10 protein-coding genes are annotated in these 13,284 nt (G+C 72.5%); all 10 read right to left on the bottom strand.

Going from position 1 to position 13,284, the window contains the following annotated elements; all coding sequences use genetic code 11:
• Positions 1–54: 54 nt before the first annotated feature.
• The 10 genes from ACFYO9_RS29525 to ACFYO9_RS29480 all read right to left on the bottom strand — a co-directional run bounded on the left by ACFYO9_RS29525 (position 55) and on the right by ACFYO9_RS29480 (position 13,174).
• Positions 55–1,605 (bottom strand): acyl-CoA synthetase, encoded by a 1,551-nt coding sequence (locus tag ACFYO9_RS29525; RefSeq protein ID WP_358778062.1) that lies wholly within the window; start codon positions 1,603–1,605, stop codon positions 55–57.
• Positions 1,602–2,729, bottom strand: coding sequence for a nitronate monooxygenase family protein (locus ACFYO9_RS29520; protein ID WP_358778063.1), 1,128 nt, complete (start codon positions 2,727–2,729; stop codon positions 1,602–1,604). The genes ACFYO9_RS29525 and ACFYO9_RS29520 overlap by 4 nt, the downstream gene beginning before the upstream one ends.
• A gap of 116 nt (positions 2,730–2,845) precedes the next feature.
• Positions 2,846–4,042 (bottom strand): MFS transporter, encoded by a 1,197-nt coding sequence (locus ACFYO9_RS29515; RefSeq protein WP_358778064.1) that lies wholly within the window; start codon positions 4,040–4,042, stop codon positions 2,846–2,848.
• An 80-nt stretch (positions 4,043–4,122) separates the two neighbouring features.
• Entirely contained in the window at positions 4,123–5,061 is a 939-nt protein-coding gene (locus ACFYO9_RS29510; RefSeq protein ID WP_358778065.1) for a MerR family transcriptional regulator, read from the bottom strand.
• 60 nt (positions 5,062–5,121) lie between these two features.
• A complete protein-coding gene (locus ACFYO9_RS29505; RefSeq protein WP_358778066.1) occupies positions 5,122–6,696 on the bottom strand; it encodes an NAD(P)/FAD-dependent oxidoreductase in 1,575 nt (524 codons plus the stop codon).
• Between the two features lie 251 nt (positions 6,697–6,947).
• Entirely contained in the window at positions 6,948–9,185 is a 2,238-nt protein-coding gene (locus ACFYO9_RS29500) for a tetratricopeptide repeat protein (protein WP_358778067.1), read from the bottom strand.
• Entirely contained in the window at positions 9,167–10,153 is a 987-nt protein-coding gene (locus ACFYO9_RS29495) for an oxygenase MpaB family protein (RefSeq protein ID WP_358778068.1), read from the bottom strand. Before ACFYO9_RS29495 ends, ACFYO9_RS29500 begins: the two co-directional genes overlap by 19 nt.
• Before the next feature lie 127 nt (positions 10,154–10,280).
• Positions 10,281–11,018, bottom strand: coding sequence for a hypothetical protein (locus ACFYO9_RS29490; protein WP_358778069.1), 738 nt, complete (start codon positions 11,016–11,018; stop codon positions 10,281–10,283).
• A gap of 200 nt (positions 11,019–11,218) precedes the next feature.
• Positions 11,219–12,418 carry an acyl-CoA dehydrogenase family protein gene (locus ACFYO9_RS29485; RefSeq protein ID WP_358778070.1) on the bottom strand — a complete coding sequence of 400 codons (1,200 nt, stop codon included), beginning with the start codon at positions 12,416–12,418 and terminating at the stop codon, positions 11,219–11,221.
• A 204-nt stretch (positions 12,419–12,622) separates the two neighbouring features.
• Complete coding sequence (locus ACFYO9_RS29480) at positions 12,623–13,174, bottom strand: GNAT family protein (RefSeq protein ID WP_355809165.1); 552 nt, start codon at positions 13,172–13,174, stop codon at positions 12,623–12,625.
• Positions 13,175–13,284 lie beyond the last annotated feature (110 nt).

The following is a 13,284-nucleotide window of genomic DNA, read 5'->3' as shown; positions in this document are numbered from 1 at the left end:
TATGGGCGAACCCCTTGCCCGTACCACCACCCGCGACCCAATCCTGACGCCCCGTCACACGGCGCGCTCGCGGCCCTCCCAGTACGGCTCGCGCAGCCGCCGCTTGTACAGCTTGCCGTTGGGGTCGCGAGGCATCGTCTCGATGAAGTCGACGGTCTTCGGCCGCTTGTAGCCGGCGAGCCGGTGCTCGCAGTGGGCCAGGATCTCGGCGGCCAGGACGTCGTCGGCCGCGCGGCCCTCGGCCACCTCGACGACGGCCTTGACCTCTTCGCCCCAGTCGTCGTGCGGGATCCCGAACGCGGCGGCGTCGGCGACCGCGGGGTGGGTGAGCAGCGCGGACTCGATCTCGGCGGGGTAGATGTTCACCCCACCCGAGATGATCATGTCGATCTTGCGGTCGCGCAGGAAGAGGTAACCGTCCTCGTCGAGCAGTCCGAGGTCGCCCACGGTGAAGAAGTCGCCGATGCGGTTCTTCTTCGTCTTCGACTCGTCCTTGTGGTACGAGAATCCGCCGGTGGACATCTTCATGTAGACGGTGCCGAGTTCGCCCGGCGGGAGGCGGTCGCCGTCGTCGTCGAAGATGGCCAACTCGCTGATGGGCCAGGCCTTTCCGACCGTCCCGGGCTTCTTCAGCCAGTCCTGCGCGGTGGCGAAGGCGCCGCCGCCCTCGCTGGCCGCGTAGTACTCCTCGACGCACTCGCCCCACCACTCGATCATGGCGCGCTTCACGTGGTCGGGGCAGGGAGCGGCGCCGTGGATGGCGTGCCGCATGGAGGACACGTCGTACGCGGCCTTCGTGGCGTCCGGGAGTGCCAGCAGCCGGTGGAACTGGGTGGGCACCATGTGGGTGTGCGTGCACTTGTGCGCGTCGATGAGGCGGAGCATCTCCTGTGGCGTCCACTTGTCCATGAGGACCAGCGGGTGGCCGATGTGCAGGGCGGCGCCCGCGAACTGCAGGACGGCGGTGTGGTAGAGCGGTGAGCACACCAGGTGGACGTTGCCGTCGAAGGGCTTGATGCCGAAGATGCCGAGGAAGCCGCCCAGGTAGGACTCCTCGGGGAGCTTGCCGGAGAGCGGGCGCCGGATGCCGCGGGGGCGTCCGGTGGTGCCCGAGGTGTAGTTCATGACCCAGCCGAGGGTGCGCCGGTCAGGCACCGACTCCGGGTGCCCGTCCAGGAGTTGGGTGTAGGGACGGAAGCCGGGCACGTCTCCGACGGCGTGGCGGTGGCTCGCCGGGAGGCCCGCCTCATCGGCCGCCGCTACGGCGGCGTCCGCGAACTTCTCGTGTGCGATCAGCACCTTCGCGCCGGAGTCGGCGACGATCCAGGCGATCTCCGGGCCGACCAGGTGGTGGTTGACGGGGACGAGATAGAAGCCGGCCTGGGACGCGGCGAGGTAGGCGGTGAGGAACTCCACGCCGTTGGGCAGGACGACGGCGAACGCGTCGCCCCGTTCCAGTCCCGCGGCCCGCAGTCCGTGCACCAACTGGTTGACGACGCCGTGCAGTCGGCCCGCCGTCCACTCCTCGCCGTCGGGCGCCACGAGGACGGTCCGGCCGGGGTCGGCGACGGCCTGGGCCCAGAAGCCGTTGGGGGGTGTGCTCACGACTGACTTCCCCTTTCCGCGATGCGGATGACTCGGTCGACGGCCCGCTCGAAACCGCGGGTCAACTCGTCGAAGACGGCCTGGACGCTGCGTTCGCTGTTCATCCGGCCGACGATCTGGCCGACCGGAGTGCCGAGCAGTTCCCGCACCTCGTGCTTCTGGATGCGTGACACGGCTTCGGCGACCAGCAGGCCCTGCAGCGGCATCGGCAGCGTTCCGGGCCCCTGCGGGTCGTCCCAGGCGTCGGTCCACCGGGTGCGCAGCTGGCGGGCGGGTTTGCCGGTCAGGGCACGGGAGCGGACCGTGTCCCCGGAGCCGGCGGCGAGCAGTTTTCGGGTGAGGGCGGGCGAGTGGAGGTCGGCCTCCGTAGTGGTGAGCCACAGGGAGCCGAGCCAGACGCCCTGCGCGCCGAGCGCTAGCGCGGCGGCGATCTGCTGACCGCTGCCGATGCCCCCGGCGGCGAGCACCGGCAGCGGCGCCACCGCGTCGACGGCTTCCGGCGTGAGCACCATGGAGGCGATCTCGCCGGTGTGGCCGCCCGCCTCGTACCCCTGGGCCACCACGATGTCGATGCCCGCCTCGGCGTGTTTACGCGCGTGGCGGGCGCTGCCCGCGAGGGCGGCGACGAGGATGTCGTGCTCGTGGGCGCGCCGGATGACGTCGGGCGGGGGCGAACCGAGCGCGTTGGCAAGGAGTTTGATCGGGTAGTCGAAGGCGACGTCGAGCTGATTGCGGGCGACCTGTTCCATCCAGCCGGTGATGCGCCAGCCCGACGCCTCGCCCTCGTCCAGCTCGGGAACGCCGTGCTTGGCGAGGGTCTCCCTGACGAACTCCCTGTGCCCCTCGGGGATCATCGCCTCGACGTCGGCCTCGGTGAGCGGCCGCCCGTCCGCGGCCTCGACCTTCTTGGCGGGCATGACGACGTCGAGCCCGTAGGGCCTGCCGTCGACGTGCTCCTGCATCCAGTCGAGGTCCCTGGCCAGCTCGTCCGGCGCTGTGTAGCGCACCGCCCCGAGCACCCCGAACCCACCCGCCCGACTGATGGCGGCGGCCACCGCGGGGAAGGGCGTGAAGCCGAAGATGGCGTGCTCGATCCCCAGTTTCCTGCTCAACTCCGTCTGCATGGGCGCAGGATGCCGCAGGGGCGTGACCGAGGGAAGAGATTTTCTGATGCAGTGTCAGTTTCCTGCCGCCCACGGTCCGCCGCGGTGACGGTTCCCTGCTGCTCGCCGTCTCCGGCTTACGCCTGTCGGCCTGCTCCCTGTCGCCGTCCCGCCCCGTCCCCGTGCTGTGGGGCACGCCTGCCGACGGTGGCCGCCCGCGAGCTCCAGCCGACGGCAGCCACCACGGCGCTCAGGGCGACAACTGGCGCCAGGAGCAGCGCGGTTCCACTCCCCCGCGCGGCGATGACCTGTGTGACCGTCGCGGCGCCTACGGCCGCACCAATCGTGTCGAGCGTCGCGAGCCAGGACATGGTCTCCACGACCTGCCCCTCGGGCGCGAGATCCCCGCCGAGGGTACGCAGCACGCCGAAGGTACAGCCGATGGTCAGGCCCGCCACCGGACCGACCAGGAGTACGACGACCGGGGAGAAGCGGCCGGCCACCACCAGGGCGCAGGCCCCGGACGCGAAGACGCCGAGGAGCAGGGGAAGTCTCCGTCCGCCGTCCGCGAGCCTCGGGGCCGCCCCGAGCGCGAGACTCCCGAGGACGCTGCCGAGGGACAGGGCCGCCAGATACAGGCCGGCGAACGAAGCCGCGTGATGCTCCTTCGCATAGATCGGCAACGCCACGTCGAGGGCGGTCACGGCGGTGACGAAGAGGCCGTCGACAACCAGGAGACGACGCAAGGGTGTGGAGGCCAGAGGACCGAACAGGGTCCGGCGTGAGCGCGGCGACTGTCCCGAACGGGGCGGGGGCAGCGCGTCCGTGGGCACGTTCAGCAGCAGGACGACCACTCCGGTGCTCACCACGGCGAGGACGACGAATGGTGCTGCCGCCGACAGGGACAGGCTGAGCCAACTCGCCACCACCGGGCCGGTGATGAGGGCGGCACCCGTCATGGCCGAGTCGAGGGCCATCGCGGTGGCCAGGGTGTCGCCGTCGGTGCGCGCGTGCCACACCGTACGCATCATGACGCCGACCGGAGGGGTGGTGGCCCCCAGAGCCGCGGCCAGAGCCACCGGCGCGCCGGCGGATCCGCCCGCGTCGGCGGTCGTGGTCAGCGCTGCCATGGCCGTCAGGTGCCCGACGAGGCAGCAGAGGAGGACGGCGCGCGGGCCGTGACGGTCGACGAGCCGGCCGCGCAGCGGTGCGGTGAGCCCCTGCCCGAGCGCCAGACTGCTCACGGCCAGCCCCGCGGTGCCGTACGCGTGGTCCCGGCCGACGAGAAACAGCAGGCTCAGCGTCAGCATGCCGAGCGGAAGTTTCGACGCCATGCCGATGGCTGCGACCCGCCAAAACCCCGGAACCGCCCTCAACCCGCGGTAACCGTTGGGCAGTCCGAGCGATGGCGCCGTCACACCGTGCTCCGGGCCCGCAACGCCCGGACCGTCCAGTCGAGTACGGGGGCCAGACTGTCCGGGGCGGGCCAACCGTTGACGACGGCGAGCAGGTGCAAGTAGCGATCTCTGCGTGGGTCGTTCATGCCGACGAGACGGGTCACCAGGCGTCGGCGCAGCGCGGCGTCGTCCGGGCCGCCGACGATGTGGGCGTAGTGGGCGGCGAGCTCCGCGACGACGGCCCCGGCCTCCGGCCCTGTGGGGTCGAGGCCCTTCGCCAGCGCCGGTTCGGCCAGGCAGTGGATGGCCTTGGCGAGGATCCGGGGCAGGCCGGTGGCGTCGTCCGGTGCCCGGTCGGCTGCCAGGTCCTGTGCCATTCCCTGCACGCTGATACGGAAGTCGGCGTCCTGCAGCAGACCGGCCAGCTCCACCCAGGCCTCGACCTGCTCCGCGTCGGGGTCGTCGGGCAACTCGGGTGTCATGGAACGGATCACGGCAGTGAACGCGGGGTGCCCGTGCAGTCCGTCGAAGACGGTGTCGAGGAAGCCGCCGATCAGCCGGCGGCGCTCCTCCGCCGAGAGTCCGGCGAGCCGGCGCAGGGCGTCCAACTCCCCGGGGCCGGAGTCCCGCCCGGCCGCGAGGGACAGGACGGCCCGCCGCATGCGCAGGGTCCGTATCTGTACGTCCAGGGCGTCGACGTGAGCCGCGGCGACCTCGGCGAGGGATGCCTCCTGGTCCACGACCGTGCGGATGGTGGGCAGGGCGATCCCGAGATCGCGCAGGGTCCGTACGAGATCGAGGCGGGCCACGGCGTCGGTGCCGTAGAGCCGGTATCCCGCCGGGCTGCGGTCCGCCGGTGTCACGATGCCGGTGTCCGAGTAGAAGCGGATGGTCTTGACGGTGAGCCCGGTCTGACGGGCCAGCTCGCCGATCGAATAGAGGGTGTCGCCGTTCATGCCCCCACCCTCGCGTCTCCCCCTACTGGAGACGCAATCCCCCGCCGAAGCCTCTTCGCCCTACCCGTCCATCGCCCCCAGCCCATCCCTCTCCATCGCGGCCATCGCCGCGTTGTGCCCCGGGATGCCGCTGACGCCGCCGCCGCGTACCGCGCCCGCGCCGCAGAGCAGGATGTTCGGGTGTCGCGTCTCCACTCCCCAACGGCCCGTGCCCTCCTGGGCGTAGGGGAAGGCGAGGTCGCGGTGGAAGATGTTGCCGCCCGGGAGGCGCAGGTCGCGTTCCAGGTCCAGGGGGGTCTTCGCCTCGATGCAGGGGTGTCCCTCCGCGTCGAGGGCCAGGCAGTCGGCGATCGGTTCGGCGAGGTGGGCGTCGAGTTGGGCGAGGGTGGCGGTGAGGAGGTCGGCTCGTACGGCGTCGTTGTCGTGGGCGAAGAGGCGGGCGGGCGTGTGCAGGCCGAAGAGGGTGAGGGTGTGGTGGCCGCTCTCGACGAGGTCGGGGGCGAGGATCGTCGGGTCGGTCAGTGAGTGGCAGTAGATCTCGGAGGGCGGCGCGGCGGGCAGCCTTCCCTCGGCGGCCTGGGCGTAGGCGGCCGCCAACGCCTCGTACCCCTCGGCGATGTGGAAGGTCCCGGCGAACGCCTCGTACGGGTCGACGGTCGTGTCGCGCAGCTTCGGCAGCCGCTTGAGCAGCATGTTGACCTTGAGCTGGGCGCCTTCGGCGGGCGCGGGCGGCTCATCGCCGAGGAGCGCGGCGAGGGCCTGCGGCGAGGCGTTGACCAGGACGTGGCCGGCGGCCGCGGTGTGCACGCCGTCCTCCGTCGCATACGTGACCTCGGCGCGCCGCCCGTCGGTGTCGATGCGCGTCACCTCGCACCCCGTGCGCAACACGGCGCCCGACATCCGCGCCGAGTCGGCGATCGCGGCGGTGAGGGCGCCCATGCCGCCGACGGGCACGTTCCAGTCGCCGGTGCCGCCGCCGATGACGTGGTACAGGAAGCAGCGGTTCTGCCGCAGCGACGGGTCGTGGGCGTCGGCGAACATGCCGATGAGCGCGTCGGTGAGGACGACCCCGCGGACCAGGTCGTCCTCGAAGCGCTCCTCGATCGTGGCGCCGATCGGCTCCTCGAAGAGGGTCCGCCACGCGGTGTCGTCGTCGACGCGGGCACGCAGTTCCGCGCGCTCGGGCAGGGGTTCGGTGAGGGTGGGGAAGACGCGCCGGGCGACCTCCCCGGTCATGGCGTAGAACTCCCGCCAGGCGTCGTACTCGCGGTGCCCTCCGGTCAGCCGCTCGAAGGCCTGCCGGGTACGGGCCTCGCCCCCGCCGACCAGCAACCCGGTGGCCTGGCCGGCCCGTTCGGCCGGGGTATACGAGGAGACGGTGCGGGTGCGGACCCTGAAGTCCAGGTCGAGGTCCCGGACGATCTTCTTGGGGAGCAGGCTGACGAGGTACGAGTAGCGCGAGAGGCGCGCGTCGACCCCGGGGAAGGGCCTGCTGGAGACCGCGGCGCCACCGGTCCCGGCGAGCCGCTCCAGCAGCAGCACGGACCGCCCGGCGCGGGCGAGATAGGCGGCGGCGACAAGACCGTTGTGGCCCCCGCCGACGATGACGGCGTCGTACGCATCACGATCAGGCATGGCTCTTCCTAGCACGGAGCGTGCGGGCCCGCGGCCCTCCGCGGTCGGGGCAGGCGTGGCGATCCCGCGCCGTGGCGTCGCCAAGCCGTGCCGATTCCCTCCCGGTCGCTTGGGCGCGCCGATTGTCAGTAGCGGCCGCCACCTTCGCACTTGGGCCCAACGTCACCCCCCTGCTCTGGCGCCTCTCAGAGGCGGCGGCACGGGTGCGAAGGACACCATCGGCGGGCCACACGTCATGCGCCCCGCCGTGCTCAGTACCCGCCCGTGGCCCACCGCTGCCGGCGTACCGCCACGCTGCGGTAGAGGTCCACCGCCTCGGGGCCGCGGCCCAGTTGTTCCAGGCAGTGGGCCTCGTCGTTGCGGCTCGCCAGGGCGTCGGGGTGGTCGGCGCCGAGGACCCGCTCCCGGGCCGCCGCGACCCTGCGGTACTCGACGAGCGCGTCGGCCCAGCGGCCCAGCCAGCCGAGGCCGACGGCGACCTCGCGGCGGCTCACCAGCGTGTCGGGGTGGTCGGGGCCAAGGGCCCGCTCGCGGGCGGCGCACACGTCGCGGGCCTCCGCCAGCGCCTCCTCCCAGCGGCCCTGGCGGCCCAGGTTCACGCCGAGCCCGTGCCTGGCCCGCAGCGTCTCCGGGTCGGCGGGACCGTTCACGCGCGTACGGTCGTCGATCAGGTCGCTGTACAGGTCGAGGGCGTCCGCGCTGTGGCCGAGCCTGCCGAGGCTGATGCCGACCTCGTAGCGGGCGGCCAGCGTGTCGGGGTGGTCGGCGCCGAGCGCCCGTGTCCGCGCCTCCGCGACCTCGCGATAGGTCTCCAGCGCCTCGGGCCAGCGCCCCAACTGACCGAGCGCGTACGCCACTTCGTACCGCGTGACGAGCGTGTCGGGATGCGTCGGTCCGAGCACCCGGGCGCGGGCCGCGGCGACCTCCTCGGCCAGCCGGTGCGAGTCCTCAAGGCGGCCGAGGCGGCTCAGGTTGTACGCGAGGTTGTGGCGGCAGCGCAGCGTGTCCGGGTGGTCGGGCCCCGCGGTGCGCTCGCGGGCGGCGAGCACCGAGACGTACGTCTGGTGGGCGTCGAAGTGCCGGCCGAGCTGCCCCAGGACGAAGGCCATCTCCTGGCGGGCGGCGAGCGTCTCCGGGTGCTCGGCGCCGAGCGCGCGCTCCCGGCCCCGCGCGACCCGGCCGTACTCGCGCAGCGCGTCGGCGGCGCGGCCGGTGCGGGAGAGTGTGAAGCCCACCTCGTAGCGGCTGGCCAGCGTGTCGGGGTGGTCGGGGCCCAGCGCGTGCTCGCGCTCCGCGGCGACCGCGCGGTGCACCTCGCCCGCCTCGTCCCAGCGGCCGAGGCGCCCCAGGCTGAGGCCCGCGTTGTGGCGGCTGGTGAGGGTGGCGATCACCTCCGGCGGCGGCGCGGGCCGTTCGGGCCCGCGTGGGGCCGCCGCCCGGCGCGCGTCGACGCGGGGGATCCACTCGCCGGTCAGGCCGGCCGCCGCCGCCTCGGGCGTGGTGGTGCGCAGCGCGGAGGGGCCGCTCGCCTTGTGCCCGGTGGTCATGCCGCGGGTCCAGGAGGGCAGGTGGTCCTCGGGGGACGGCGGCTGCCCGGGGCGGCGCGAGGAGGGCGCGGGGGTCGTGACGTACGGCGGGGTGCCGCGGCCCTCGGCGATGCGCCGGCCCAGCTCGTGGGCGTCGCGGGGCCGGGCGGCCGGTTCCTTGGCGAGCAGGTCGAGGACGAGCCGGTCGAAGTAGTCCGGCAGCTCGTCGCGGTGGGCGCGGGGCGGCTCGGGCTCGGTGTCGCGGTGCCCGACGAGCACGCCCCAGGCGTCCTCCATGTCGAACGGCGGGGCCCCGGTGGCGATCTCGTAGAGCACGCACCCGAGGGAGTAGAGGTCGCTGCGCTGGTCGACGGTGTCCCCGCCGATCTGCTCGGGCGACATGTAGTGCGGTGTGCCCATCGCGATGCCCGTGCCGGTCAGGCGCGAGCTGAAGCCGATGTCGGCGCCGAGGTGGGCGATGCCGAAGTCGCAGATCTTCACCGTGCCGTCGGCGAGCCGCATGATGTTCGCGGGCTTCAGGTCCCGGTGCACGATGCCCTGTTCATGGGTGTACGCGAGGGCCGCGGCGACCTGGTCGGCGATCTCCACGACGTCGGCGACCGGCAGGGGCTGCCGCTTGCTCTCCTCCATGAGCTCGCTGAGGTTGTGGCCCTCCAGGAGCTCCATGACCAGGTACAGCACGCCTTCGTACTCACCGAAGTCATGGACGACGGTGACCCCGCGGTGCTGCAGCGACGCCGCGACGCGCGCCTCGCGCCGGAACCGCTCGCGCAGCACGCGCGCGAAGGACTCGTCGTGCTGCGGCCCCATCGGCTTGAGGCATTTGACGGCGACCCGGCGGCCGAGCGACTCGTCGCGTGCCCGCCACACCTCGCCCATGCCGCCACGGCCGATCAGATCCAGGAGCCGGTACCGGCCATGGATCAGCCTCGTGTCCGCCATCTCCCGCTGTCGCCCCCGTCGCTTCGCTGCGCCCTCCCCGGTCCGTCCAGTATGGCGTTCCGTCTGCGGAGGCCGTACGGCGCCGGGCGGCTGCCCGGCCCGAGTCTGGCCATGGCCCGCAGAATGTGCCGGGGCGGAAGTTGCCAGCGTACGCGGGCGGGGACGCGGCGCAGCATGGTGCCCGTGAGGACCAGCCGACGGGTCACCGCGGCGGGCGGCGGGGCTGCCCTGCCGTACAGCGCGTGGGCGTACGGCGGCAGCGAGGCGTACGCGAGGTTCGCCACGCGCCGCCACAGCAGGGCGCGCGCCGGGACGAGCAGCGGGTGCGTGGGCGGGCACTGCAGGAAGTCGTCGACGGCGCGGGCGTCGGCGCCGACGGCGAGCTCGGGCCGCACCTTCGCGAAGTAGGCGGCGAGCTCGGCCGTCGACGCGGGTACGTCGTCCGGGTCGAGGCCCACGAGCCGGGCGCTCTGCCGGTGCTCGTCGACGTAACGGTCGGCCTGCGCGTCGGTGAGGCGGATCCCCGAGCGGCGTACGACGTGGAGGTAGGAGTCGATCTCCGCGCAGTGCACCCAGAGGAGCAGCTCGGGGGCGTCCACCCCGTACCGCTCCCCCGTCTGCGGGTCGGTGGCCTTGAGCATCGTGTGGATCTTCCGCACCCGGGCGCCCGCCTTCTCGGCCACCTCGGTCGTGCCGTAGGTCGTCGTGCCCACGAAGCCGGCGGTCCGCATCAGGCGTCCCCAGGCGTCCCTGCGGAAGTCGGAGTTCTCCATGACGCCGCGGACCGCGCGGGGGTGCAGGGCCTGCAGGTAGAGGGCCCGGATGCCGGCGACCCACATCATGGGGTCGGAGTGGAGGTGCCAGGTCACGGAGTCCGGCCCGAAGAGCCCGGGGTCGGGGGTGGGAGTGGGGGCGAGGGCGGAGTGGGGGGCGGGACCCGGCTCGGGAGGGGGTATGTGCTCGGGCATGGTGAGACCATCTCCTGACGCGCGGCGGTGCTCGGGGCAGGACTTCAAGTGTGGCGAGGTTTCCCCCTCGGTTCCAGAACGCGGCCCACCCCCTGGGGCCGGCCCCTACGGGACTCCTGCGGAGCGGCTAGCCGCTGTCCCGCAGCCGTACCACGGCCCGCCCTGACGCCGGATCGCGCTCCAGCACCACATACCGGCCGAGTGCGGCGAGGGCCACGAGGCAGCCGCCCATCTCCAGCCCCTCCTCGACGACCGTGCCCAGCATGAGTACGGTGTTGTAACTGTGCTCGTGCGCCCAGCCGTTGAACGCCTCGGCCAGCAGCGCGCCCCCCAGATAGACGGCCAGCGCGCCCAGGAGCCCGCGCCGCAGCGCGGGCGGCAGCCTCCGCGCCCACAGCACGGCACACACGGTGCCCACCGCCGCGAGGACCGCGCCCGGCAGGATCCAGGCGTGCGTGGGCAGCGAACCTCCGGCCCACCGCTTCCACGACCGGCCGACCTCACCGAGGCGCTCGTGCAGCGAGACGGTCTCGTCGACGCTGAGCAGCGCGGTCGCGGCGGTGAGCCCCAGCCAGGACAGCCGCCCGGGCCGCGCCGCGCCCCCGCTGAGCAGGGCGGCGATCAGCGCCATGCCCGCAACGGCCAGCAGCAGCGTGCTGTTCCACCACGTGGCCAGATTGGCCTCGACGTCGACGTTCACCAGTCGGCGGATGGTCGGGATGGAGTCGTAGTGGTTGTACGCGCGGGTGGCGAGGTCGGCGACGAGCAACGACGCGGTGATACCGGCGGCGAACCATAAGACGCGGCGGGCCGGCGGTCTCGCGATCTCGGCCGCGCGGCTCTCAGCCGTTGAGGATTCGGTCATGCGTACGAAGATTAGTGGGGTGGAGGGGGGTGGCGATGATCGGGGGGTGGCGGACAGCCGCGCCCACCGGAAGCAACCAGCCCCGTCCGGCCGGGAGTTGCCGACGGCCGTGGCGCGGCGCGGAAGTCCGCGGCGATGGCGACCCGGCGGCACCCCAGGGGCTGGCGCCCTCGGGAAGGCGGCCGACCACGCGCGATCCCTCAGCGGCGGACCCTCGGCATCCCCAGGCCGATCCACGAGATGATCTCGCGCTGGATCTCGTTGTTCCCGCCGCCGAAGGTGAAGATCACGGCCGAGCGGTAGCCGCGCTCCAACTCGCCGTGGAGGACCGCGCCCGCCGAGCCCTCCTTCAGGGCGCCGGCCGCGGCCACGATCTCCATGAGCCAGGCGTACGCGTCACGGCGCGCCTCGGAGCCGTAGACCTTGACGGCGGAGGCGTCCTGGGGAGTGAGGGTGCCTTCGTGGACGGCGTTCACCATCTGCCAGTTGAGGAGCTTCATCGCGTCGAGCTTGGTGTGGGTGCGCGCGAGGCGCTGGCGGACCCAGCCGAGGTCGATGACGCGGCGGCCGTCGGCGAGCTTCGTGTCCATGGCCCAGCGCTGTACGTCGTGGCAGGCGCGGATCGCCATGGTGCCGTGGGCGGCGAGGGTGACGCGCTCGTGGTTGAGCTGGTTGGTGATCAGGCGCCAGCCCTTGTTCTCCTCGCCTACGCGCCGGGACGCGGGTACGCGGACGTTCTCGTAGTAGCTGGCGGTGGTGTCGTGCGAGGCGAGGGTGTTGATGACGGTGCAGGAGTAGCCGGGGTCGCTCGTCGGGACCAGGAGCATGGTGATGCCCTTGTGCGGCGGTACGCCCTCTGCGGGCACGGTGGTGCGGACGGCGAGCCAGACCCAGTCGGCGGTGTCGCCGTTGGTGGTCCAGATCTTCTGCCCGTTGACGACGTAGTGGCCGGTCTCCTCGTCGCCTTCCCTGACCGCCTTCGTCTTGAGGGACGCGAGGTCGGTGCCGGCGTCGGGCTCGCTGTAGCCGATGGCGAAGTCGAGTTCGCCGGAGAGGACGCGCGGCAGGAAGTACGCCTTCTGCTCGTCCGTGCCGAACTGCATGATCGTCGGGCCGACGGTGTTCAGGGCCATCAACGGCAACGGGACACCCGCCTGGGCCGCCTCGTCGAAGAAGATGAACTGCTCCATCGGCGTGAGCCCGCGCCCGCCGTACTCCTTGGGCCAGCTCACCCCGAGCCAGCCGTCCGACCCGAGACGCCGGATGGTCTCCCGGTAGAAACGCTTCTGGGCGGCCGGTTCCCCGTACCGCGCGTACGCGTTGTCGGGCACCAGCTCGGCGAAGTACGCACGCAGCTCGGTGCGCAACTGCTGCTGCTCAGGCGTGTATTCGAGGTGCACGGCCCCTCCAGGTCTCCTGGTGCGTCTGACACTGCGCTTTCGGCGACCAGCCCCCGCCGGCCGCCGGCCCGTCCGGCGATCAGCCCCTACCGGCCGCCGGCTCGCCGCGCGGTCCCGGATCCGACGGCGCACACAGTAGAACCCGTTCCAGAAATTGGGAATGGCGGCGGCGCGAGGCCTTCCACCCTTCCCCGCCTCGCGGAGTCACCGCAGGGCGTGCCGGCCGGCGAACTCGTCGGCGAGCATGCCCATCATCACGAGGTCGTGGTACTCGCCGGCGAAGAACACGTGATCGCGCAGACGCCCCTCCTCGACGAAGCCGAGCCGGCGGTGCAGGGCGAGCGACGCCTCGTTGTGGGCGAAGATCCGCACCTGGCACCGGTGGTAGCGCCGTTCGGCGAACATGTAGCGCAGCAGGGTCACCACCGCCTCCGTCGCGTAGCCCTTGCGCCGATGTTCCGCGCCCAACGTGATGCCGTACTCGAACCAGCCCGAGCGCGGGTCGGCCATGCGCGAGCCGATGACGCCGACCGCCTCCCCCGTATCGACGGCTTCGACGGCCAGCCCGAAGCAGTCGCCGTCGGAGCCGGCCACGGCCTGTTCCCTCACCCACGCGCGGAAGCTCTCGGCGGAACGCGGAGGCTGGATCACATCTCCGAGCCCCTCCTCGTCCGCGGTGAAGCCCATGAACGCGGTCCAGTCGTCGGGTTCGATCCCCCGCAGCCGTATCCGCCCGCCCCTCCAGAACGAAGTCATCCTTCATTCGAGCACGCCCCATCCCCGTTCCGTGTCCGGATGTGCGGCGTCCCGCGCCGGATCCACCGTGCACTCGGTGCGCCGCACCGGAGCCGCCGCGGACCGTCGAG

The sequence above is a fragment of the Streptomyces sp. NPDC005863 genome (assembly GCF_042871345.1).
Lineage (GTDB): Bacteria > Actinomycetota > Actinomycetes > Streptomycetales > Streptomycetaceae > Streptomyces.
Note: the sequence above shows the minus strand (reverse complement) of the source record. Positions and strands in the feature narration are given on the sequence as shown.

Bases quoted from the DNA above. Each gene is read 5' to 3' on its own strand.
- ACFYO9_RS29520 (WP_358778063.1), bottom strand. From the start codon at position 2,729: ATGCAGACGGAGTTGAGCAGGAAACTGGGGATCGAGCACGCCATCTTC.
- ACFYO9_RS29515 (WP_358778064.1), bottom strand. From the start codon at position 4,042: ATGGCGTCGAAACTTCCGCTCGGCATGCTGACGCTGAGCCTGCTGTTT.
- ACFYO9_RS29510 (WP_358778065.1), bottom strand. From the start codon at position 5,061: ATGAACGGCGACACCCTCTATTCGATCGGCGAGCTGGCCCGTCAGACC.
- ACFYO9_RS29505 (WP_358778066.1), bottom strand. From the start codon at position 6,696: ATGCCTGATCGTGATGCGTACGACGCCGTCATCGTCGGCGGGGGCCAC.
- ACFYO9_RS29500 (WP_358778067.1), bottom strand. From the start codon at position 9,185: ATGGCGGACACGAGGCTGATCCATGGCCGGTACCGGCTCCTGGATCTG.
- ACFYO9_RS29495 (WP_358778068.1), bottom strand. From the start codon at position 10,153: ATGCCCGAGCACATACCCCCTCCCGAGCCGGGTCCCGCCCCCCACTCC.
- ACFYO9_RS29490 (WP_358778069.1), bottom strand. From the start codon at position 11,018: ATGACCGAATCCTCAACGGCTGAGAGCCGCGCGGCCGAGATCGCGAGA.
- ACFYO9_RS29480 (WP_355809165.1), bottom strand. From the start codon at position 13,174: ATGACTTCGTTCTGGAGGGGCGGGCGGATACGGCTGCGGGGGATCGAA.